The sequence below is a fragment of the Rudaea sp. 3F27F6 genome (assembly GCF_005503555.1).
Taxonomy (GTDB): domain Bacteria; phylum Pseudomonadota; class Gammaproteobacteria; order Xanthomonadales; family Rhodanobacteraceae; genus Rudaea.
Map to the genome: position 1 here is coordinate 1,781,225 of NZ_SCNG01000001.1, position 22,313 is coordinate 1,803,537.

General features: G+C 66.1%; 19 protein-coding genes. 6 read left to right on the top strand and 13 right to left on the bottom strand.

Annotation, left to right across the window (positions count from 1 at the left end; all coding sequences use genetic code 11):
- Positions 1-87: 87 nt before the first annotated feature.
- The 4 genes from FFS30_RS07580 to FFS30_RS07595 form a co-directional block, all read right to left on the bottom strand.
- Positions 88-1,374, bottom strand: coding sequence for an amidohydrolase (locus FFS30_RS07580; protein ID WP_249352244.1), 1,287 nt, complete (start codon positions 1,372-1,374; stop codon positions 88-90).
- A gap of 242 nt (positions 1,375-1,616) precedes the next feature.
- Positions 1,617-2,879: a flavohemoglobin expression-modulating QEGLA motif protein gene (locus FFS30_RS07585; RefSeq protein WP_137912442.1), complete on the bottom strand. Its 1,263-nt coding sequence runs from the start codon at positions 2,877-2,879 to the stop codon at positions 1,617-1,619.
- Positions 2,880-2,974: 95 nt separating this feature from the next.
- Positions 2,975-4,009 (bottom strand): aldo/keto reductase, encoded by a 1,035-nt coding sequence (locus FFS30_RS07590; RefSeq protein ID WP_137912443.1) that lies wholly within the window; start codon positions 4,007-4,009, stop codon positions 2,975-2,977.
- 21 nt (positions 4,010-4,030) lie between these two features.
- Positions 4,031-5,221, bottom strand: coding sequence for an MFS transporter (locus tag FFS30_RS07595; RefSeq protein ID WP_137912444.1), 1,191 nt, complete (start codon positions 5,219-5,221; stop codon positions 4,031-4,033).
- A gap of 112 nt (positions 5,222-5,333) precedes the next feature.
- On the opposite strand from FFS30_RS07595, the gene FFS30_RS07600 reads away from it, so the two are divergent.
- Positions 5,334-6,242, top strand: a complete 909-nt coding sequence (locus FFS30_RS07600) for a LysR family transcriptional regulator (RefSeq protein ID WP_137912445.1) — start codon at positions 5,334-5,336, stop codon at positions 6,240-6,242.
- 9 nt (positions 6,243-6,251) lie between these two features.
- On the opposite strand, the gene FFS30_RS07605 is transcribed toward FFS30_RS07600, so the two are convergent.
- Both FFS30_RS07605 and rsgA read right to left on the bottom strand, forming a co-directional pair.
- Positions 6,252-7,814, bottom strand: coding sequence for a sulfotransferase (locus tag FFS30_RS07605; RefSeq protein ID WP_137912446.1), 1,563 nt, complete (start codon positions 7,812-7,814; stop codon positions 6,252-6,254).
- Positions 7,815-7,840: 26 nt separating this feature from the next.
- Positions 7,841-8,929 (bottom strand): ribosome small subunit-dependent GTPase A, encoded by a 1,089-nt coding sequence (rsgA, locus tag FFS30_RS07610; RefSeq protein ID WP_137912447.1) that lies wholly within the window; start codon positions 8,927-8,929, stop codon positions 7,841-7,843.
- Between the two features lie 115 nt (positions 8,930-9,044).
- Between rsgA and FFS30_RS07615 the strand changes: the two genes are divergently transcribed.
- The 4 genes from FFS30_RS07615 (at position 9,045) to grxD (ending at position 12,899) form a co-directional block, all read left to right on the top strand.
- A complete protein-coding gene (locus tag FFS30_RS07615; protein ID WP_249352246.1) occupies positions 9,045-10,313 on the top strand; it encodes an aminotransferase class I/II-fold pyridoxal phosphate-dependent enzyme in 1,269 nt (422 codons plus the stop codon).
- 3 nt (positions 10,314-10,316) lie between these two features.
- On the top strand, positions 10,317-10,961 hold the full coding sequence (locus FFS30_RS07620) for an SGNH/GDSL hydrolase family protein (protein ID WP_137912448.1): 645 nt from the start codon (positions 10,317-10,319) through the stop codon (positions 10,959-10,961).
- 105 nt (positions 10,962-11,066) lie between these two features.
- Complete coding sequence (locus tag FFS30_RS07625; RefSeq protein ID WP_137912449.1) at positions 11,067-11,882, top strand: UDP-2,3-diacylglucosamine diphosphatase; 816 nt, start codon at positions 11,067-11,069, stop codon at positions 11,880-11,882.
- Between the two features lie 87 nt (positions 11,883-11,969).
- On the top strand, positions 11,970-12,899 hold the full coding sequence (grxD, locus tag FFS30_RS07630; protein WP_137912450.1) for a Grx4 family monothiol glutaredoxin: 930 nt from the start codon (positions 11,970-11,972) through the stop codon (positions 12,897-12,899).
- Positions 12,900-12,914: 15 nt separating this feature from the next.
- Here grxD and FFS30_RS07635 read toward each other — a convergent pair whose 3' ends face one another.
- The 4 genes from FFS30_RS07635 to FFS30_RS07650 form a co-directional block, all read right to left on the bottom strand.
- Complete coding sequence (locus FFS30_RS07635) at positions 12,915-13,232, bottom strand: hypothetical protein (RefSeq protein ID WP_137912451.1); 318 nt, start codon at positions 13,230-13,232, stop codon at positions 12,915-12,917.
- Positions 13,233-13,240: 8 nt separating this feature from the next.
- The gene (locus FFS30_RS07640) at positions 13,241-14,491 is read right to left on the bottom strand and encodes a patatin-like phospholipase family protein (protein ID WP_137912452.1); all 1,251 of its coding nucleotides are present in this window, start codon (positions 14,489-14,491) and stop codon (positions 13,241-13,243) included.
- Positions 14,492-14,649: 158 nt separating this feature from the next.
- Positions 14,650-15,429: a 3-hydroxybutyrate dehydrogenase gene (locus FFS30_RS07645; protein WP_137912453.1), complete on the bottom strand. Its 780-nt coding sequence runs from the start codon at positions 15,427-15,429 to the stop codon at positions 14,650-14,652.
- A 190-nt stretch (positions 15,430-15,619) separates the two neighbouring features.
- Complete coding sequence (locus tag FFS30_RS07650; protein WP_137912454.1) at positions 15,620-17,014, bottom strand: sigma-54 dependent transcriptional regulator; 1,395 nt, start codon at positions 17,012-17,014, stop codon at positions 15,620-15,622.
- Between the two features lie 179 nt (positions 17,015-17,193).
- Here FFS30_RS07650 and FFS30_RS07655 point away from each other — a divergent pair, with 179 nt between their 5' ends.
- Positions 17,194-18,258 (top strand): glycosyltransferase family 9 protein, encoded by a 1,065-nt coding sequence (locus FFS30_RS07655; protein ID WP_137912455.1) that lies wholly within the window; start codon positions 17,194-17,196, stop codon positions 18,256-18,258.
- A 144-nt stretch (positions 18,259-18,402) separates the two neighbouring features.
- Here the strand turns inward: FFS30_RS07655 and FFS30_RS07660 are convergent, their stop codons facing one another.
- The 3 genes from FFS30_RS07660 to FFS30_RS07670 are packed head-to-tail and all read right to left on the bottom strand — an operon-like array spanning position 18,403 to position 22,259.
- Positions 18,403-19,398, bottom strand: coding sequence for a glycosyltransferase (locus tag FFS30_RS07660; RefSeq protein ID WP_137912456.1), 996 nt, complete (start codon positions 19,396-19,398; stop codon positions 18,403-18,405).
- Positions 19,395-20,516 carry a glycosyltransferase family 9 protein gene (locus FFS30_RS07665; protein WP_137912457.1) on the bottom strand — a complete coding sequence of 374 codons (1,122 nt, stop codon included), beginning with the start codon at positions 20,514-20,516 and terminating at the stop codon, positions 19,395-19,397. Before FFS30_RS07665 ends, FFS30_RS07660 begins: the two co-directional genes overlap by 4 nt.
- 21 nt (positions 20,517-20,537) lie before the next feature.
- Positions 20,538-22,259 carry a glycosyltransferase family 39 protein gene (locus FFS30_RS07670; protein WP_137912458.1) on the bottom strand — a complete coding sequence of 574 codons (1,722 nt, stop codon included), beginning with the start codon at positions 22,257-22,259 and terminating at the stop codon, positions 20,538-20,540.
- Positions 22,260-22,313: the final 54 nt, after the last annotated feature.

The following is a 22,313-nucleotide window of genomic DNA, read 5'->3' on the forward strand; positions in this document are numbered from 1 at the left end:
GGGAATGACGAGCGGAGAAGAGCTGGATGCCTGCTTTTACGGTAGTAACGAGCGAAGAAAGCAAAGCCCGGCGCGACAAGTCGCGCCTTACTTACCCCCCGAGAGAAAATCGAGACTCGCCTGCAACATCGCCGTCATGCCGACCGCGAGTGCCCCCTCGTCGAGAAAGAACTTCGGCGAGTGGTTGGTCGGCGCGGTCGCGGCGTCCTGTCCGGCCGGCGTCGCGCCGACAAAGAAGTAGACCGACGGTGCCTTCGCTCCGATCGCGAGGTGCGGGAAGTCTTCCGAAGCGGTCCAGCGTTCAGCGTCGATGACGTGTTCGTTGCCGAGTGCCTTCTCCAGACTCACGCGCACGCGTGCGGTCAGCGCGGGATCGTTGTAGTTGACCGGATTGCGGTCCTCGTCCGATTTCGGCATTTGCACTTCGACTGTCGCGCCGTTCGCCGCGGCGACGTGCTCGGCGATGCCGGTCAGGCTGGTGATGATCTGCTTGCGCATGCCTTCGTCGAAGGTGCGGATCGTGCCGGACAGGTCGGCCGCGTCGGGCACGATGTTGAAGCGCGAACCGCCGTTGAAGGTACCGAAGGTGACGACGGCCGGCTCCTTGTTGAGGTTGAGCTGTCGGCTGACGATGGTCTGCGCCATCGTGACGATTTCCGCGGCGGTGACGATCGGGTCGATGCCCATCCACGGCGTCGCTCCGTGCGCCTGTTTGCCGTGCACGGTCATGCGGAAGGTGTCCGAGCTCGCCATCGCACCGCCCGCGCGCACGCCGACCTTGCCGACGTTGTACGCGGCGACGACGTGCATGCCGAAGACTGCATCGGGCTTGAAGTCCTTGAAAATACCGTCGCGCACCATGCCAGGGGCGCCGCCGGTTTCGCCGGGCGGCACGCCTTCTTCGGCGGGCTGGAAGACGAGCATGATTTCGCCGGGCAGATCGTTCTTCATCTTGGCGAACGTCTCGGCGAGGCCGAGCAACATCGCGGTGTGCGCGTCATGGCCGCAGGCGTGCATGACGCCGACGGTCTTGCCGAGGTATTCGCTCTTCACCTTCGAGGCGAACGGCACATCGACCTGCTCGGTCACCGGCAGCGCGTCCATGTCGGCACGGATCGCCAGCTTCGGCCCCGGCTTGCCGCCCTTGAGCACGCCGGTGACGCCGGTGTGCGCGACGCCGGTGCGCACGGTATAGCCGAGCTTCTTCAACTCGTCGGCGACGATTTTCGAGGTGCGCACCTCGCGATTGGACAGTTCCGGATGCTGGTGCAAGTCGCGGCGCCACGCGGTGACGTCGGACAACACGCTTGGCGAGATCTGGGCGGAAGGTTCTGCGGCGGAAATCGTTCCGCTCATCGCCAACAACGCTGCCATTACACGTACTTGCATAAGATTTTCTCCGATCAAAGATTCAACCATTTTCATGCAGATTCACTGCCCGCGCTTATTCGGACACCACCTGAAGCCGAGAGCACAAGACGTCACCACGCAGAAGAGCGGAACACGCCGAACAAAACGGAAAATTCCTTCGGTACGCTTTGCGGTTCCTGCTCGTGACGTTCGTGATGCAGGCTATTGCTCTTCGATCGTCAGGCGATCGCACGAACACGCCAGCATCACACCCCCAACACCAGATCTTCCGCCTCGACGCGGTCGAGACGAATGCGATTGGCGAACAGCGAGAACGCGAGCGTGCCGGCAAGCCCGTGCGCGTTCTGCACCCACGGCGGAATATACACGGGCGCGGCGATGTAGCCCGAATCGAAAAACGGTTCGAGCGCGAGCACGTCATGCAGGGTCATCTTGCCGGCGAACAGGCTGCGGCAGAGTTTGAGTTTCTGATTCTTCAGCGCCCAGCGGAAGAACGTGTGCACGGAGAGCAGCCCATGCAGATAGACCGCGTCCTTGGTGAACGCGGCGCCTCCCGTGGTCGGCGCGCCGCGGAAAACGCGCATCGCCGAAGTGAAGCTATCGGCTTCGTTCTGGCCGGCGTCGAGAAAGAACTTGAACACTTCGATGAAGTCGGCGCCGCTCAACGCCCGATCGATCGCGACGATGCGCAGGCTGATGCGCTTCATGCGGCCGATGTCGATCGCGCCGGACATCAGCTCGGCGAAGGTCGCGAGCCCTTCCTGCGTCGCGGTGATGCGCGGCGAGTTGAGCGCGAGCGATTTCAAATGCGGCTGTTCGCGCCCGTTGAGCGCGGTCAGCGAATGCACGAAGGCTTCGTGTTCGAGCAGCTGGTGCCGGTCGTACTGGGAAAAGTTGGCGCCCGCGCGCACGCGGATGCGCGTCGGGCCTGCGGCGGCCTTGGCGATCAGGTCGGGATCGAGCTCGACCGTCACCTTGCTGTGGGTAAAGAACGCGCTGATCTGCTGCTGCAGATCGCCGCACAATTGTTCGGCCGGAATGCGTGGTGCGTCGTCGCTGTCGTCGAGTTCGCGGCCGAGTTCGTCGGCCAGCTCGATGAAATGCCGCGCGGCATCGAGATTGCTGACCGCGCCGCCCGGCAGGCGGTCGCCCGGGCGACCGAACAGGCGCGCCGAGTGTTCGGTGATCGCCATCGTGCCGGCCGCGTCGAGCAGTTCGGTCGCGTAGACCCACGACTGCGCCGCGCGGCGCAGATAGTCGCCGATTGGATGCTGCGCGTCGGCGGCGAGGAAGATGTTCTGCAACTCCTCGCGCACGGCCGAGTAGTCGTGCTTGGCGTAAGCGACGGTCGGCAGTGACGGAGCCTTGCGCCGCCAGCCGTCGAGGAACTGCGCCTGCACCGACGCCGGCCAGCTCACCGCGCCGAGCAGCTTGATGCCTTTCACCGCCGCGACGAGGCGGCGGTCCAGTTCGGCGAACGCGTTCAACGCAGCGGTGTCGTCGCCCATGCCTCCCTCGCGGTTAGAGAGGCAACACTACCTCATCGACACGGATTTTCAAGCCGATCCGATCCGGCGCTCGCCGCGCCGCCGCGCGAACGAGATCAAGTCACCGGAGGATTGAGCCGGGCAAAGCCGGCCTGGCGGCGATACGGGAAATACGGATAGGGTGCTTCGACGGCGCTCGCCGCGTCGAGGCGCGACATCTGCCCGTCGCTCAGCGTCCAGCCGATCGCGCCGAGGTTGTCGCGCAATTGCTCCTCATTGCGCGCTCCGAGAATCACGCTCGATACCGTCGGCCGGCGCAGCAGCCAGTGGATCGCCACCTGGGCGATCGACTTGCCGGTCTCCTGCGCCACTTCGTCGAGCACGTCGACTACGCGGTACAAACGTTCGTCGTCCACTGGCGGACCGAAGTCCGCCGTCGCATGCAGCCGGCTCGTCGCCGGCAACGGCCGGCCGCGGCGGATCTTGCCGGTCAAGCGCCCCCAGCCGAGCGGGCTCCACACCAGGGCCCCGACGTTCTGCTGCTTGGCCAGCGGCATCAGTTCCCATTCGTAGTCGCGGCCGATTAACGAGTAGTACACCTGATGAGCGACATAGCGCGGATAACCGTACTTCTCCGCCACGCCGAGCGAGCGCATCAATTCCCAGCCGGCGAAATTGGAAGCGCCGACGTAGCGCAGCTTGCCCGCACGCACGAGATCGTCGAGCGCCGACAAGGTTTCCTCGAGCGGGGTGCCGGCGTCGAACGCGTGCAACTGGAGCAGATCGATGTAGTCGGTCTTCAGCCGGCGCAGCGCCGCGTCCACCGCGCGGATCAGCCGCTCGCGCGAGGCACCCGCATCATTCGGTCCGTCGCCTGTCGGCAGCGCGGTCTTGGTCGAGATCAGCGCCTTGTCGCGGCGTCCGCGCAGGGCTTCGCCGAGCACTTCTTCCGACGCCCCGTTGGAATACACATCGGCGGTGTCGAACAGATTGACGCCGGCATCGAGGCACAGATCGATCAGGCGCCGTGCCTCGGCCACGTCGGTGTTGCCCCAGGCGCCGAACAGCGGGCCCGTCCCGCCGAAGGTGCCGGTACCGAAACTCAGCGCCGGCACCTTGAGGCCCGACGCACCCAGACTGCGATATTCCATTTCGTTCTCCTCAGGACAGGTTCAACGGCAGGCCGCAGCGGCGACGACGGCGGGCGACGACACGGCGCGTGCATCGAGACGCAACGCGACGAGTGCGACACCGAGACCGGACAGTGTGACAACCGCGGCGATCCACGGCAGCGCCGCCAATCCCGGGCCGTGATCGATCGTCATACCGCCGAGCCACGCGCCAAACGCGTTGCCGAGATTGAAAAAGGCGATGTTGAAGCTCGACGCAAGGTTCTGTCCCGCGCCTTCGGCCTTGCGCAGCACGCGCAGTTGTAGCGGCGAGACGGTGGCGAACGCGGCAATGCCGAGCAGGCCGACGAACACCGGCATCGCGACCGGGCTATGCAGGACGAAGCTCATCGCGCCGAGCACGGCGGCGAGCGCAAGCAGGGTGCCGACCAGGGCCGGCGTCGGCCAGCGGTCGGCGAGTTTTCCGCCGACGAGATTGCCGACGATCATGCCGCCGCCGAACAGCAGCAGGACCGGCGACACCGCTGCCTCGGAAAAGCCGCCGATCTGCACCAGCAGCGGCTGCACGTACGCGACCACGACGAACACGCCGGCGAAGCCGAGCATGGTCATGACGAGTCCGAGCGCGACCTGCGGACGCGCGATGCCGCGCAGTTCCTCGGCAAGCGGCGCCGGCACGTGCGCTTCGCGGCTGCGCGGCACGAGCGCGGCGATCACCGCCATCGAGACGAGGCCAATCGCGGCCATCGCCCAGAAGGTCGCGCGCCAACCGAAATGCAGGCCGAGCCAGGCGCCGGCCGGCATGCCTAGCAGGGTGGCGAGGGTAAGCCCGGCGAACATCACCGAGATCGCCGATGCCTTGCGGTCCTCGGCGACGAGGCCGGTCGCGACGACGGCGCCGACACCGAAGAAGGTGCCGTGGGTCAGCGAAGTGATCACGCGTGCGACCATGAGGATTTCGTAGTTCGGCGCGAGCGCGCAGAGCAGGTTGCCGACCGTATAGATGACCATCAGGGCGATCAGCACTGCCTTGCGCGGCATGTACCGGGTCGCGACCGTGAGCACCGGCGCGCCGAGAAACACGCCGAACGCGTAGACCGAGATGAGCATGCCGGCCGCGGCGATCGATACATGCAGGTCGGAGGCGACCTGCAGAAGCAGGCCCATGATGACGAACTCGGCACAGCCGATGCCGAACGAGCCGGCCGTCAGGGCGTACAAGGCGAGAGGCATGGAAATCTCCGGGAAGGAATGGACGCGAAATGCGTCGATGCCGGCATTCTGGTGGCGCATTCCATCTGTGACTAGAATGCCGCTGGGAAAACCATTTGTGATTTGAATTCTCATGCCGAGACTCGAAGTCAACCGCGCGGGCGAGATGGAGGCGTTCGTGCGCGCCGTGTCGCGGCGCAACTTCTCCGCGGCCGCGCGCGAGCTGCGCATGACGCCGTCGGCGATCTCCAAACTCGTCGCGCGGCTCGAAGCGCGGCTCGGCGTGCGCCTGCTGCAGCGTTCGACGCGCAAGCTCGAGCTGACCGCCGAAGGCGCAGCGTTCTTCGAGCGCAGCCAGCGCGCGCTCGCCGAACTCGACGAAGCCGAGCGTTCCGTCGCCGCAGGCGCCGCGCCACGGGGCCGGGTGCGGGTCAACTGCAGCGTGGTGTTCGGCCAGTGCCTGTTGATGCCGGCCCTACCGAAATTTCTTGCGCGTTATCCGGAAGTGACGCTCGACGTCGACCTGACCGACCGCGTCGTCGATCTCGTCGACGAGCGCGCCGACGTGGCGATGCGTCATGGGCGCCTGCCTTCGTCGCGCCTCGTCGCGCGCCATCTCGGCGACAGCCGCAAGGCCATCGTCGCGGCGCCCGCCTATCTACGCCGGCACGGCACGCCGACGATCGTAAAGGAACTCGAAAAGCACGTGCGGCTCGGCTTCAACTACGCGCACAGCACCGAGACCTGGCCGCTGCGCGAACGCCGCGGCGGCACGGCAAGCCTGCCGATCAACGGTCCCGCGCGCGTCAGCAACGGCGAGGCGCTGCGCGCGCTCGTGCTGGCCGGCCTCGGCCTCGCGCGCTTGTCGACGTTCCACGTCCAGCGCGATCTCGACGCGGGCCGCCTCGTCGCCGTGATGGAGGCGTTCAATCCGGGCGACATCGAGCCGTTGAACGCGGTCTATCTCGGCCGCGGCGGCCATCTTCCGGCGCGCGTGCGCGTGTTCCTCGACTGGCTTGCCGAGGAGTTCAAGATCAGTTGAACCCCGCGCTCAGGCGCCGGCTTCGTAAGGCGGCAGGCCCAACGCGGTGCGCAGCGGATCGAGCAGGCTGCCGTATTTCGCCGCCTGCGCCGTATCGCCGCGCAGCGGCTCGCGCACCTGCGCGGCACTGATCGTCGAGACCTTGCGTTCGGTCTCGAAAAAACGCAGACAGGCCGGATCGAAATCGAGGCCGCAGAACCCGAGCAGCGCGCGCGTCTGCGCTTCCTGATCGCGGACGAGATCTTCGTAGACGAGTTCGTACACGTGATCGGGATGCTGCGCCTGCCATTGCGCGCAGGCGCGATCGAAGTCGCGCCAAAAAGCGGACAGCTCGCCGATGTCGTAGCTGTAGGGATGGCCGCCGGCACTGAACAATTGGCGATAACACGAGAAGCAGGTTTCGACCGGGTCGCGCCGGCAGACGACAATCTTCGCCGCCGGCAGCATCGCGCGGATCGCACCGACATAGCGCCAGTTCGACAAGGCTTTGTCGGTAAATTTCGGCCGCTGTCCATGCAAGCCTGCGGTGAGTTCAAGATAACGCTTGCCGAGCCGCGACCAATCGTCTGCACCGGCCTGCGCCGTCCACTCGATCAGCGGGACGCCGCATCGGCGCGTTTCCTCGTCGAGCACGGCCTGCAGATCGTAACGCTCGCCGGCGCCTTCGACCTGCGGGTGCGAGGCGAGAATTTGCTCGATCAGGGTCGAACCGGAACGTGGCAGGCTGACGAGAAAAATAACCTCGCCGCCCTGACGGTCCGGCGCAGAAACGGAGAGCGATGCAAAAGCGCGCAGCAAATCATCGACCTCCGCGCTCGACTCCTCGGCGTTCCATTGCACCCGTCGCCGCTCGTCACGATTGCCTTCGGTCAGCGCGGCAAAGGCCTGCGCATACAGCTTATTGTCATCGCAGGCCTTGGCCAGGGCGAACAACAGCGCGGTGCGTTCGACGTCGGCCTCGGAATGTACGGCCAGGGCACGCCGGATGCCGGCAAGTTCGGCCTCGCTCATCGGCACGTTTTTCAGATTGGACAGAGCGAACCAGGCCCACGGCGAATCGGGTTGACGCGCGAGCACGGCACGGTACTCCGCGGTGACCTGGGCGATGCGCCCCTGTTCGCGCAGCATGTGGCTGCGCACGATGTGCGCCTGCTCGTTGCCTGGCGCGAGCGCGAGCATGCGGTCCATCGCGGCGAGGCCTTCTTCGCCACGATCGAGCATGAACAGGACGATCGAATAGTTGTACCAGAACGGCGGCACGTCGGGAGCGAGGTCGCAGGCCCGTCGCAGAGCGGCGGCAGCGCCTTCTAGATCGCCGAGCGAGCGCAGCACGGCGCCAAGGCTGTTCTGCGCGAGCGGATTGTCGGGCCGGCGAGCGGCGAGCGCGGCGAGAACCCTTCTCGCCTCAGGCAATTGGCCGCGACCGCGCAAGGCGGCGCCGAGCAGGCGCATCGTTTCCTCGTGCTCCGGAAAGGCATCGAGCAACCTGCGCGCTTCCGTCTCGGCGCGCTCGAAGTCCCCTTGCTTGAGAGCCTGCTCGAGGCCGGACAGATCAGGTCTCGAACTATTCATCACGTCCTTGCCGTGTGGTCAAACACTCAGCGCCTCCCATATTTGTCCACCAGGCGTTTGCTCAGCGCGCGCGTCAGCACTTTCGCACCGGCCTTGCGTTCGAGCTGCGCCTGCAGCGACTCGTTTGCCGCATTGAGTTCATCGCGCAGCTTTCTGAAATTTTCCCAGCGCGCCGGATCGAGTGCACCGGACTCGAGCGCCGCGCGCACCGCGCAGCCCGGCTCGTTGCCGTGTGCGCAGTCGCCGAAGCGGCATTCAAGGGCGAGCGCTTCGATGTCGTCGAAGCTCGACGCGGTGAGATCTTCCTCGCCGGTGAGCTTGAGCTCGCGCATGCCCGGCGTGTCGATCAGACAGCCGCCGCTCGGCAGCGGAATCAGCGCACGGTGCGTGGTCGTGTGGCGGCCGCGGCTGTCGTGATCGCGCACGCTGCCGGTGGCCTGGCGCTCGTGGCCGAGCAGAGTGTTGGTCAAGGTCGACTTGCCGGCGCCGCTCGATCCAAGCAGCACCGCGGTGTCGCCGCGTTGCAGATGGTGCAGCAGCGGCGCGACCGCGGCCGCATCCTTGGCGTTGACCGCATGCAGTTCGACGCCCAGCGGAATCTGCGCGCGCAAGGCTTCGATCTCGGTGTGCATCGCCTCGTTCTCGAGCCTGTCCGCCTTGGTCAGCACGATCACGGGGGCGACCCCGCTGCCGGCGATCAGGAGCAGGTAGCGCTCGATGCGGCGCGGATTGAAATCGCCGTCGAGGCCCATGAGCACGAAGGCCGTATCGATATTCGCCGCGATGATCTGGCGCGCATAGCGCTCGCCGGCCGCGGCGCGCGCCAAGGTCGTGCGCCGCGGCAGCACGGCGTGGATGACCGCCGGCGTCGCCGCGTCGACCACGACGAAATCGCCGACCGCGGGGCGCAGGGCCGGATCGGCGCTGCGGCGCAGGAAGCGTGGTGCGGGTTGGGCGGCGAATTCGGCCTCGCCGTCGCTCGCCACGTAGCCGTTGCGGTGCTGCGCGATTACACGCGCGATGCGCGAGTCGGCCGCGGCATCGTCGGGCGTCGCTGTGTCTTCACGCCAGCCGATCGCGCCGAGTCGAAGCTGGGTTGCATCATCGATCTGCATTGGCGCAATTCTACCTGCCCTACCCGTTAAGCCCGCAAAATGCTTGAAATTGGACCTTGTTTCGCTAGCATGACCGATTCCACTATTTGCCTCCCCCAACAAGGCTGCGGTTCCCATGTCGATGCAAGGCCAGTCCACCCGAGTCCCGAGTCCCGTGCGCACCGGCGCGCGGCTGGAAAACGTGCGCTATGAAATCCGCGGCGCCCTCGCCCGCCGCGCGCTCGAACTCGAGGCCGCCGGACGCAAGATCGCCAAGCTCAACATCGGCAACCCCTCGGTATTCGGCTTCACCGTGCCCGACCACGTGCGCCAGGCGATCGAGCGCAATCTCGTGTCGAGCGAGGCCTACTGTCACCAGAAAGGCCTGGTCGAAGCGCGCGAGGCGATCGTCGCCCAGCAGCACAAGCACGGCATCGCCCAGGCGCACGTCGACCGCATCTTTATCGGCAACGGCGTCAGCGAACTGATCGACCTCGCGCTGCGTTCGCTGCTCAGCGACGGCGACGAAGTGCTGCTGCCGAGCCCGGACTATCCCTTGTGGAGCGCCGCGGTCACCCTCAACGGCGGCCGCCCGGTCTACTACACCTGCCCGGCCGAGCGCGAGCACACGCCCGACGCGGCCGAGATCGAGGCACTGATCACGAACAAGACACGCGCAGTCGTGCTGGTCAACCCGAACAACCCGACCGGTGCGATCTATCCGCGCAGCCTGCTCGAAACGATCGTCGGCATCGCCGAGCGGCACGGCCTCGTCCTGCTCTCGGACGAGATCTATGACGAGATCGTCTACGACAACGCCGAATTCACGCCGCTTGCGAAGATCGCCGGCGAGGTGCCATGCCTGACCTTCGACGGCTTATCGAAGGTGCAGCGCGCCTGCGGCTACCGCGTCGGCTGGCTGTCGATGACCGGCGCCAAGGCGGCGATCGAACCGCTCGAAGCCGCGCTCGACCTGCTCGCCTCGCTGCGCCTCTGCGCGAACGTCGCCGGCCAGTACGCGATCGCGCCGTCGCTCGAAGGACCCGAGACGATCGCCCAGCTCGTCGCCAAGGGTGGCCGCCTGTACGAAACCCGCGCGGCCGTGATCGAATCGTGCGCGACGAGCCGCTTCCTCGATCTGGTCGCACCGAAGGGCGCGATGTATGCCTTTCCGAGTGTGCGCGCCGATCTTCTGCCTGGTTTCGACGATGAGACCTTCGCCCTTGATCTGCTTGAGAACGAAAGCGTGCTGATCGTGCCGGGCCGCGGCTTCAATTGCGTGCCGCGCAATCACTTCCGCATCACCTTGCTGCCGCTCGCGCCGCAGATGCGCGAAGTGTTCGCGCGCATCGAACGCGTACTGGAGCGCATGGCCGCGGCGCAGCCGCAGCGGCAGGTGGCCTGAGCGATGTCGGCGGTTGTTGCCGGTGCCGCCGCAGCGGGAATCAAGAACAGCACTCGCTTCCTCGCTCTCGGCGACTCGTACACGATCGGCGAAGGCGTCGCCGAGCACGAGCGTTGGCCGGTGCAGCTCGCGCACGCGCTGCGATACCGGCACACGATCGACGCACCCGAGATCGTCGCGCGCACCGGTTGGACGACCGACGAACTCGCCGATGCGATGTCGCACCACGTCTTCCATCCGCCGTACGCGCTGGTCACCCTGCTCATCGGTGTCAACAATCAATACCGCGGCCGCGACCTGCAGAACTACCGCGACCAGTTCCGCGCTCTGCTCCACCGCGCGATCGAGTTCTCGGACGGGAAACGGCAGCGCGTGATCGTCGTCTCGATTCCCGACTGGGGCGTCACCCGTTTCGGCCGCGACAGCGACCGCGATCCCGCCCAGACCGCCCGCGAAATCGATCTCTACAATGCGGCCAATGCGGAAATCGCCCGTGCCGAACGCGTGCATTACGTCGATGTGACGGCGTTTTCGCGCGAAGATCCCGAGTTGGTTGTCGACGACGGCCTGCATCCGAACGGCGCGGCCTACCGGCGCTGGAGCGAGGCGATTCTGCCGGTCTCGGAACGAGCTTTGGCCGCACCCTGATCCGGCCCGGCCCCGCGTCGGTGTCATCGCACTGACTTTCGCAAGAAACAAACTTTTTATACTTTTTGCTTATGCTGCATTCCCGGGTCGAACCGGGATACAGCCATGCAAACGCGCCGCTACCGCAGCATTTTCATCTCCGATGTGCATCTGGGCCTGCGCGACTGTCAGGCCGACTATCTGCTCGATTTCCTGCGCGCGACGACGAGCGAGAAGCTCTATCTCGTCGGCGACATCATCGATCTTGAGAACATGCTGCTCAAGCCGTACTGGCATGCGAGCCACACAGCCGTACTGACCGAGCTGTTCGCGATCGCCGCACGCGGCACGCGCGTGATCTTCATCCCGGGCAACCACGACGCGCCGCTGCGCCGCTTCGTCGGCCAGCGCTTCGGCGGCATCGACATCGCGCTCGACGCGGTCCATGTCGGTGCCGACGGCCGTCGCTACAAGGTCAGCCACGGCGACGAGTTCGACGGCGAACACACCGCACCGGCGTGGCTCGTGCGCGTCGGCGATGCGCTGCAGCGCTTCGTCGGCGGCCTCAACCGCCTCGGCAACGGCCTGCGCCGACGCCTCGGCCTCGAATACCGCACGATCTCGCTCGGCATCAAACTGCGCATCGGCACGGCACGGCGTTTCATCGAGGATTTCGAGGCCCGCGTCGCCGAACGCGCCCGCGCACACGGCTACGACGGCCATATCTGCGGCCACATCCACCGCGGCCGCATCCGCGACGAAGCGGGCGTCCTCTATCTCAACGATGGCGACTGGGTCGAGCACTGCACGGCGCTCGTCGAGCATCACGACGGCGCGATGGAAGTGCTGCACTGGACCGAGCGCGAACTGTCCGTGGCCAATTCGCCGGCTGTCCAAGCAGCAGGCGTTGAGCTGCCCGATCCGCTGCCGGCCGCGGCCTGACGCCTGACCGGCACCGCGGTTGAGAATCGCGGCGGGCGGCCCAAGATCGGGGATAATCTCCTGCCCCGATCTCAAGTGGAACCTGCCATGTCGCTCGCCCCTGCCACTCGTACCCGCATCGAAACCCTGCTGCGCGACAACCCCGTCGTGCTATTCATGAAGGGCTCGCCGCAGGCGCCTCAGTGCGGCTTCTCCGCGGCCACGTCGGGCGTGCTCAACGAGCTGCTGCCGGAGTACGCGAGCGTGAACGTGCTCGAAGACGCGGAGATGCGCGAAGGCATCAAGGAATACGGCAACTGGCCGACGATTCCGCAGCTCTACGTGAAGGGCGAACTCGTCGGCGGCGCCGATATCGTCCAGGCGATGTACAACGCGGGCGAACTGCAGGCGCTGTTCGGTCTGCCGCAGCCGGACCGCACGCCGCCGTCGATCACGATCACCGACCAGGCCGCGCAGGCGATCCGCAGTGCGCTCGCCGATGCCGAGCCCGGGCTTGCCCTGCATCTCACGATCGATGCGCGCTTCCAGCCGCAGTTTCATCTCGCCGAACCGGGCGACGATGCGATCCGTTCCGAATCGAACGGCATCGACGTGCTGTTCGACTTGGGGAGTGCTCAACGTGCGCGCGGCATCCGTATCGACTGGGTCGAGACAATGCAGGGCGCGGGGCTGTCGATCGACAATCCGAATGCACCGTCGACGGTCAAGCAGCTTTCCGTCGCCGAGCTCGCCCAGCGTCTCGCGGCGAACGAAGCGATCACCATCGTCGACGTGCGCCCGCCCGAGGAACGCGCGCAGGCCGCGCTGAAGCATGCGTTCCGCACCCTCGACGACGGCATCGGCGCGCTCGCCGACCTGCCGAAGGACGCGCCGATCGCCTTCCTCTGCCGCAGCGGCGGCCGCAGCCAGCGCGCGGCCGAGCAGTTCCACGCGCACGGTTACACCAAGGTCTACAACATCGCCGGCGGCATCAACGCCTGGGCGCGAGAGATCGATCCGACGATTTCCCAGTACTGATCGCGGATCGCGCGCTCACTTTTCCAGCCGGCGCAGAAACACCGCCATCTCTTTTTCCGCTTGCTTGTCGCCGCGCTTGAGCGCGGCGGCGATGCCGTGGCGATAAGCGTCGATCGCGGCCGGCGCATCGCCGGTGCCGGTCAATGCTTTGCCGAGCAGTTTCCACGCCACCGAATAATCGGGATCGAAGTGCAGTGCTGCGCGCAGTTCGCCGATCGCGGCCGCTGCGTCGTCCTGCGCGAGCAGGGCCGTCGCAATCGATACGCGCAGCAGGGCGCCGTCGCGCGGGCCTCCGCACATCGCACGCAGGCGGTCGATCGCGGAACCTTGCATGCCGAGCCCTACTTCGCCGAGGCCGGACCGCGCCCGTGCCGATGCACGTCGTGGGTGACGACGCCAACGCGTCGTGAAGGCGGCACAAAGAACTCGGGATGCGACAGCGTGTTACGCATGTCGGCGAGGCCGGCGCGCCAATGCTCGGTCATCGTGCTCGGCGCGAACGCGTAGTCTTTGTACTGCTCCTCGAACGGCTTGGTCTTGTAGATCAAGTGGACGATGTTGTACACGCGGTCGGACAGCCACGGCTCCAGCTCGGCGCGCATCTGCGCGGTGAGATGACCGGGCGGAATCTCCTTGAGCAAGGCGGTGAGCGTGGTGCGCAGATCCTGGAAACGCTGCACGATCTTGGTGCCGTAGCGCGTGCGGCTCGAATACTGGATGTCTTTCTGCCGCTCGAGCACTTCCATGACATTGCGCGGCAACACGCCCTGCGCACGCCACAGGTCGACCTGGAAGACCAGGCTGTCGCGGCGCGGCGTATGACTCAGCACGTGGTCGAGCGGCGTGTTGCTGACCAGGCCGCCGTCCCAGTAGTGCTCGCCGTCGATCTCGATCGGTGCGAACGCGGGCGGCAGCGCGCCGGACGCCATTACATGCTCGGCACGGATGCTGCGCTTGTCCGCGCCGAAGTTGTCGAAGTAGACGAAGTTGCCGCTGCGCACATTGACCGCGCCGACCGAAAAGCGCACGTCGCCCGCGTTGATGCGGTCGAAGTCGACGAATTCTTCGAGCGTCGATTTCAGCGGCGCGGTGTCGTAGAAACTCGTCGCCGACTGCACATGGCCGACGCCGACATAGGGCGGCGGAAAGCGCGGCACGAAGAATCCCGACTGGCCGAACAGCAGCGCCGCGAGTGCACCCTGTACATTGGCGAGCGCGAGCGTGGAGTTCTCCAGCGGCAATTTCTGACGCAAGGCCTCCTGCCACTCGAACATCTGATGGCCGAACGGGATCGCGGGAATCGAAATGCGCTCCCAGAATGCACGCAGGCGGTCGAGGCGCTGCTCGGGCGCGTTGCCGGCGAGGATCGCCGCGTTGATCGCGCCGATCGAAATACCCGCGAACCAGTTCGGCAGGATGCCGGCCTTGTGCAGGCCTTCGTAAACGCCGCATTGATACGAGCCGAGCGCACCGCCGCCCTGCAGCATCAGCGCGATCGCGTCGTACTTGCGTGCGGATTCCGCCGGCGTCGGCGCCTTCGCGCGCGGCCGCGGCGCGACGAGTTTTGCCGCCTTCTTTTTCACGGTTGCCATACGCGACCTTTGTGACGAAGGAAAAGATTCAACGGAGAGGAAGATTCAATCGCCAAGAATGCGCAGAACACGGAGAAAGCACGGTCAACGACCTTGCGGTGTCTGTCTCTGTGTTCTGCGTGGTCCAGATTCTTGCTCCCACTCTAACCGCAAATGCGTTACTGCATGAACCAGCCGTGGCTGACGACGAGCGACTGGCCGGTCAGCGCGTTGGTCTCGAAGCCGCCGAGGAACAGCGCGCAGTTGGCAACGTCGTCGACCGTGGTGAACTCGCCGTCGACGGTGTCTTTGAGCATCACGTTCTTGATCACGTCGGCCTCGGAAATACCGAGTTCTTTCGCCTGCTCGGGAATCTGCTTGTCGACCAGCGGCGTGCGCACGAAACCGGGACAGATGACGTTGGCGCGCACGTTGTGCGCCGCGCCTTCTTTCGCCACGACCTTGGCCAGGCCGATCAGGCCGTGCTTGGCGGTGACGTACGGCGCCTTGAGCTTGGACGCTTCCTTCGAGTGCACCGAGCCCATGTAGATGATCGCGCCGCCCTTGCCGGCGTACATGTGCTTGAGCGCCGCGCGCGTGGTCAGAAACGCGCCGTCGACGTGGATCGCCATGAGCTTCTTCCAGTCGGCGTAGCTGAAATTCTCGATCGGATTGACGATCTGGATGCCGGCGTTGGAGACGAGGATATCGATGCTGCCGAGATCCTTCACGCACTTGTCGATGCCGGCGTCGACCGCCGCTTCGTCTGTGACGTCCATGATCACGGTCGTCGCCTTCACGCCGCGCGCGCGGATTTCCTCAGCGGCGGCGTCCGCCGCGGCCTGGTTGATGTCGGCGATCGCGATATGCGCGCCGTTGTCGGCGTAGACCTCGGCGATACGTTTGCCGATGCCGCTCGCGGCGCCCGTGATCAGGGCGACTTTGCCTTTTACGCTCATGAAATTGTCCTTATGGAGAAGAAAGCGTTTGACACGGATTTACACCGATCAACACGGATAAAAGCCTGCCAGTCACGAGATAGGGTAAGAGCAAAGGGATTGCAATTGTCTTAAACCCGATCTGCGATTTCGCTTTTATCTGCTCTATCCGTGTTCATCCGCGCAAATCCGTGTCCGATAGCTTTTTAAGTCATTCTTCTCGCGCGGAGGATTTCACATCAACGCCGAGGTCGCGCAGCTTGCGATAAAGATGCGTGCGCTCCATGCCGACCATCTTGGCGAGCTTGCCGACGCTGCCGCCGGCGTCCTGCAGCTGGCGCAGCAGGTAGGCGCGTTCGAACTGCTCGCGTGCTTCGCGCAGAGGCAGGTTGAAGTCGATCGCCGCGGCCGGCGAATCGGCCGCCGCTTCGCGCGCGGGCGTAGGCGACGCGGCGCGGCCGAGCGCGGATTCGACTTCCTCGATCGTCACCTCGTCGCCGTTGCCCATGATCAGCAGGCGCTGCACGAGGTTGCGCAGTTCGCGCACGTTGCCCGGCCAGTCGTGATTGCGCAGGCGGTTCTGCACCGAGACCGGGAAAACGCGATACGGCAGCTTGTCGCGATGCGAGTAGAAATCGGCAAAGACGCGCAGCAGCTCGGGCACGTCCTCGTTGCGCCGGCGCAGCGGCGGCACGGCGAGCGGCACCACGTTGATCAGGAAATACAGGTCTTCGCGGAACGCGCCGGCCCTGACCAGCGCTTCGAGATTCTGCGCGGTCGCGGCGATCACGCGCAGATCGAGCGGTACCGCGCCGGCGCCGCCCGAGCGCACCAGAGCGCGGCGTTCGAGCACGCTGGCGAGGCGCTGCTGCAGTTCCGCATCGAGTTCGGCGACTTCGTCGAGGAACAGCGTGCCGCCGTGCGCCTGTTCGATCAGTCCGGCCTTGGCGCCGTTCGCGTCCTCGCTGCCGAACAGCGTCGCGACCAAGTTGTCGCGCGGCACCGAGCCCGGCGCGACCGCGACGAACGGGCCGCCCTGACGCTGCGAACGCGCATGCAGCCAGCGAGCGAGCGATTCCTTGCCCGTGCCGGCCTCGCCCTGGATCAGGATCGACGCGTCGTGCTGGGCGAGCTTGTCGAGCTGCGCACGCAGCGCGGCCATCGCCTTCGACGCGCCGATCGGTTCGAGCGGCAGGGCGAGCTGTTCGCGCAGGCCCTCATTCTCGCGCTTGAGCCGACTCGCCTCGCGCGCGCGCTCGATGGTCAGCAGCAGCTTGGCCAGCGAAATGGGCTTTTCGACAAAGTCGTAGGCACCGAGACGCGTCGCCTCAACCGCCGTTTCGACCGTGCCGTGGCCCGACATCATGATCACCGGCGTGGTCAGCGCGCCCGCACCGGCCCATTCGCGCAGCAGACTGATGCCGTCGGTCTCGGGCATCCAGATATCGAGCAGGATCACGTCGGGCCGGCTCTGCGTGCGCACCTCGCGCGCGGCCGCCGCGCTCGCCGCGAGCGCGACCTGGTAGCCCTCGTCTTCGAGGATCTCCTTGACCGTGGTGCGGATATCGGGCTCGTCGTCGACGACCAGGATGCGACCGGAAGCCATGCGGAATGCCTGTTGCGAAAATGCGACGGCTAGGATAGCGCAATCGCCTTGCAGACATGCGCATGGCAAGAAGCGTTTGCGCCGCCTTCCCGCGCGGCCTTCAAGCATTGCTTAACCGCTGCTGCCTATAATCGCGCCGCAAGTCGGCCGCCTTGAGCCGATCTCGGGCCATCCTCCACATGCCATCGCAAAACGGGCCGGCGCGCCCCCTGGTTCCGCTGGTCATCCGTTTCGGCCGTCTCGGCGACATGGTTCTGCAGGAACCGATGCTGCATTTGCTGCACCGGCGCTACGGGCTTCCTTGCCGCGTGCTGAGCCGCGGCACCTGGTCAGGCCAGTTGTACCGCGACCATCCCGACGTCGGCGAAGTCTGGCAGTTGATGAAGCGCAACCGTCGGCTGGTTTTCAGCCCGGAACGCTGGCGCATGATCGCGAAGATCCGCGCCCACGACGGCCCGATCTATATCAGCGAAGACACACGCGGCTCGCTCAAGCGCATCCGCTGGATGTTGCGTTTCGCCGGGGTTCCGCGCGAACGCTGCGTGTTCATCCGTGACATGGACCTGCGCGGCGACGAGCACTGGGTCGACCAGGCGCTCGCGTTCGGCTGCGTGACTCCGCCCGCGTACCGCGAGGCCGACTATCCGTGGCAGGACGCCGACCTGCGCACCGCGCCGCGCCTTTACCTGGGCGCCGACGATCGCGCCGACGCCGATGCGTGGCTGCGCCAGCGCGGCCTCGCCGACGCACCTCTCGTCTTGCTGCAGCCCGGCAACTGGCACGTGCACCGCTGGTGGGAGCGGCGCGGCAGGGATCCGAAATTCTGGCCGGTGGAAAACTGGGCGACATTGCTGCGTGCGATGCACGAAACGCTGCCGACGGCGAACCTGCTGCTCTGCGGCGCGCCGGTCGAGACGGCCGTATGCACGGCGATCGCGCGCGCGGCAAATCTCGAACAAGTACAGACGGCGACGACCGATCTGCCCGTGCGGCGTCTGCTCGCCGTGCTCGAACGCGCACACAGCATGGTCTCGGTCGATACCGGCCCGGCGCATCTCGCCGCGGCGATGGGCTGCCCGCTCGTCGTGCTCTACGGCGGCAAGTACGGCCCCGACAAGTGGGACCGGCGCAGCGCAGTCGGCAAACCGGTAATCAACGTCGGCGTCGCACCGCAGGTGCCGTCGGTTTCTGAAATCGCGCCTGAGCAGGTGTTTGCGGCGTGGCAGCCGCTCGCGCGCGGTTGAGGGGCAAGAGCTTTTTTGCCACGGATTACGCGGATAACACGGATAGAGCAAAACGAAAATTTATTGGCTCTGCTTTATCCGTGTTATCCGCGTAATCCGTGGCCAAATCTCTTTGGCTTTTGCAACAGCACCAGTCCCAGCGTCCTAGGCCGTCATCGCCGCAGCGAGACCCGCGCGCAAGCGCTCGCCGAAGCCGCGGTCGTTGTCTTCGTACCACGTGCGTGCGGCGGCGCCGAGACGGTCCAGTTCGGCTTCGTCGGCGGCGATCAGACCCTCGACGGCGGCAGTCATCGCCGCTTCGTCGAATTCGTAGATCGTGGCGAGATTCTTTTTCCCCGCGACGCGGCAGGCGACGAGCACGCCGCGCTCGCGCGTGACGAGTTCGTTCATCGGCTCGGCATCGTTGCTGACGACGATCGCGCCGACGCTGAGCGCCTCGACAAGATAGTGGCCGTAGCCCTCGGTTTCCGACGGGCACAGATGAAAGCGCAGTTCGTTCTGCAGGCGCTTGAGTTCGGCGTCGTCGACATAGCCGATGCGATGGTCGATGTTCGCCGCGGGCGCACCCGGTTTCGCCGTGATCGCATGCTGTACGCAGGTCAGCTTCGGCCACTCGGGATGCCGGCGCCATAGCGCGAGCAGGCGCTCGGTGCCCTTGAGTTCGCTGCGTCCGGCGAGATGAAAGAACTCGCGCCGGCGCGGCACCAAGCGGTCGAGACGGTCGGGACTGGTGAAGCCGATGTAAGTCGTTGCGCAGCCGTGCGCGCGGAAGATTGGCTCGGCGTGACGGGTCTTGACCAGGACATGATCGAGCGTGCCGAAGCGCGCGACTTCATCAGGCCACTGCCACTCGGGGTTCGGCAACATCACGTTGCGCTGCGCGAGCGCGGCGTATTCGTCGCGGATGTGCTCGAGCATCAGATTCACGTCGTAGCGCGGCGCGCGCACGAGACCGCGCAGCGCATTCTTGGCGCGCATCAGGGCGGGCACGACGTACTTGTGCAGCTTGCCGCCGCGGATGTTGGTGTAGTCGACCGTATGACCCTGCGCACGCAGCGCGTCGGTCAGCAGACGCAGATCGGTCGACAGGCCGACACCGTTGTTGCGCGCGATCAGATTGATGCGCAGGCCCGCACTCATGCGCCGCCCAGCCCGAGTTCGCCGCAGGCGGCGACCGTCGCCGCGGCAACCTCTGCGGCGTCGAGCCCGCGCGCGTCGATCGTATGGTTGTGCGCGCCGTACACACTCCAGCCCGGAATGTCGGTGACGGCGAAGATGCCGACAGTCGGCGCGCCGCTCGCCGCGGCGAGATGCATGATGCCGCAGTCGGCGCTGACATAGAGCGAGAGATTCGCGAGCACGCCGCCGAGTTTGCGGATGTCGCTGGCGAAGTAAGTCGGATAGCGATCGCCGAGCAGGGAACGGCCGAAGCCCGGCACGATCTCGACGATCGCATAGTCCGGGTAGCGCGCGGCGAGCGCGGCGAGGAATTGATCCCACCATTCGCGCGGATAATTCTTCACGCCGGTGGCGAAGGCGTAGACGCCGATCGTGCCGCGCGGCTGCGCGAGTGCGCCGGTCGCGGCGACGGCACGCAGACTGGCGCGGCCCTGTTCGCGCTCGGCCGCGCTCAGGTGCAGATCGAGTTCCGGGTAGGTCCATGCCGTCGGATCGCCGGCGACGCCCATGGTCTTGCGCAGCAGATAGATAGGCAGCTTCGCCGCGTGCTCCTCGTCATTCGGCTCGCCGATCGCGTGGGTCAGATGGCCGCTCTTCTTCGCTCCGTCGAAGCCGATGCGGAAACGCGCCTGCGAACTGCGCACGAGCAGACGATCCGAGTGCGAGAGCAGGTACGGATCGATGGCGAGATCGTAGCCCGTCTCGCGCAATTGCTTGAGCACGCGCCGGTAACGCAGCGGCGCCTTGGCGAGGCTCTTCGGCAGCACGGTCACGCGCCGCACCTGGGCATAAAGCGAGAACAGCGCCGGTGCCGCGCCACAGCCGCTGACTATATCGACCTCGGCGCCGGGATAGCGCGCTTCGAGTTCCTGCAGCAGCGGTGACAGGAGCAGGGTTTCGCCGAGCGTCTTGGTCGCACGGCAGACAAGGATGCGATGGATACCTCGCGTGGGAATATGCGTCGGCAGATCGGCCGCAGGCGCCGCCTCGGGCGCGAGGCGCTGCGAGAACCAGCGCGCCACGCGGCGGCGCAGGCTCTTCGTCGGCGAATCGTTGCTGTGTCGGATTTCTTGCGTCATGGCCGCGCAGTCTAGCCGGCTTTACTCCGCCTCGGCGTCGACTTCCTTGCGCGGCGCGGGCACGTTGCCGCCGCGGCAGGCGTCCGCCACGGCATCGCTGCGGAACAGCCACCATTCGCGCCGGTTCGCATGGCCGACGTAGCGCGCCTTGACTTGGTCGATGCACGGCGCCATCGCGTCGGCGAGAACGAAGACCCAGCGCGAGTCGGGCTTCGCCTCCTGCCAGCGGATCGCCTCGCCAAGCTGTAGATGCGCCGGTTTGACGAAACCGAATTCGGCGGCCTTGCGGTCGGCGAACAGCAGGTTCTGTTCTTTCCACGCGACCAGGCCCAGCTCGGCATCCGGGCCGATGATCCCGCCGGCATCGTGCATAAGGCCGCGAGCGGAACTCGAATCGTTGAGCAGCGGACTCGCCCACACGCCCCAGAGCAGCCACAGGCCGGCGAGCCCGGCAACGAGGCCGCGCGAGGCGCGCGCGAAGCGGAACCAGGCGGCGCAGAGCAGGAGCCACGCACCGAGCGCGATCAGCAGTCCCCACAACGCCGCGCCGCCGCCGAAGCCGCGCTGTTCGGCGAGGTCGTTGGCGAATTTCCAATGCCCCGACCAGGCATGCAGCCCGGCGCCGGCGAGCACGGCGCCGAGGGCGACGAGCACGAGCAGGGCGAGCGCGCGGAACCAGCGCGTTTCGACGATCGCGGGCAGGAACGGCGCGCAGGCGAGGGCGACCATCGGCAGCGCCGGCATGATGTACATGTCGCGCTTGCCCGCCGGAATGCTGAAGAACGCGATCACGAGCACGGCCCAGGCTAGCGGCAGGAGTACGCGCGCGTCGCGCGCCTTGAGCGCCCGTGCCCAGGCCGGCACCGTGCCGAACCAGGTCAGCCACAGCGGCAGCCAGCCGCTCGCGATCACGCCGATGAAGTACCACGGCGGCTGCTGATGGTCCCAAGAATCGGTGTAGCGTGCGGCGGTCTGCTTGAACAGAATGTCGTTGAGATAGGCCTGGTAGTCCGGCGACGGATCGAGCCAGACGGCGAGGCCGAGCGGCACGAGCCAGAGTCCGATCGCGGCGAGAAAAGCGGCGAAGCCGCCTGCCCAGCGCCAGGCGGAATTCTGCGTCGAGGCGACGCCGTTCCAATGCAGGCATCGGGCAAAAATGTACGGTACGAACATCAGCAGGGCGAGCACGCCGACGCCCTTGGTGATCACGCCGAGCCCGGCGGCGAAGCAGCCAAGCCAGTACATGCGCCAATTGGGGCCAACTATGAAATGCCGCAGCAATCCGTAATTCGCCAAAGTGATAAAGAACGTCACCGTCGGATCGATCTGCGCGCGCTTGGCCTGGTAGACGAACTGGAATACGCAGAGCAGGGCGACGCCGGCGTACAGCCCGGCGCGGCGATCCCACAAGCGCCGCGCCAAGTCGTAGACCAACAACAGCGTGCCGAGCGCGGCGAGCAGCGACGGCAGCAGAAAAGCGATGCGCCAGCTGCGCGTCAGCTCGAACGCGACGGCCTGCATCGCCATGAATGCGGGCGGTTTATCGGCGTAGATTTCGTGACCACGATGCGGCACCAGCCAGTTGCCGCTCTCGACCATCTGCTTGGCCGACAGGGCGAAGCGCGGCTCGTCCGCCGGCCACGGATCGCGCAGGCCGATGCCGGCGCCGATCACGACGAGGGCGAACAGCAGAAACAGCCACAGCTCGCGGCGGGATTGAGAGGGGTGAACTGCAGTGTTCATCGGATCGCTTCGAGCAGAGCAAAAGAAATCTTCGCCACGGATTGCGTGGGTCGG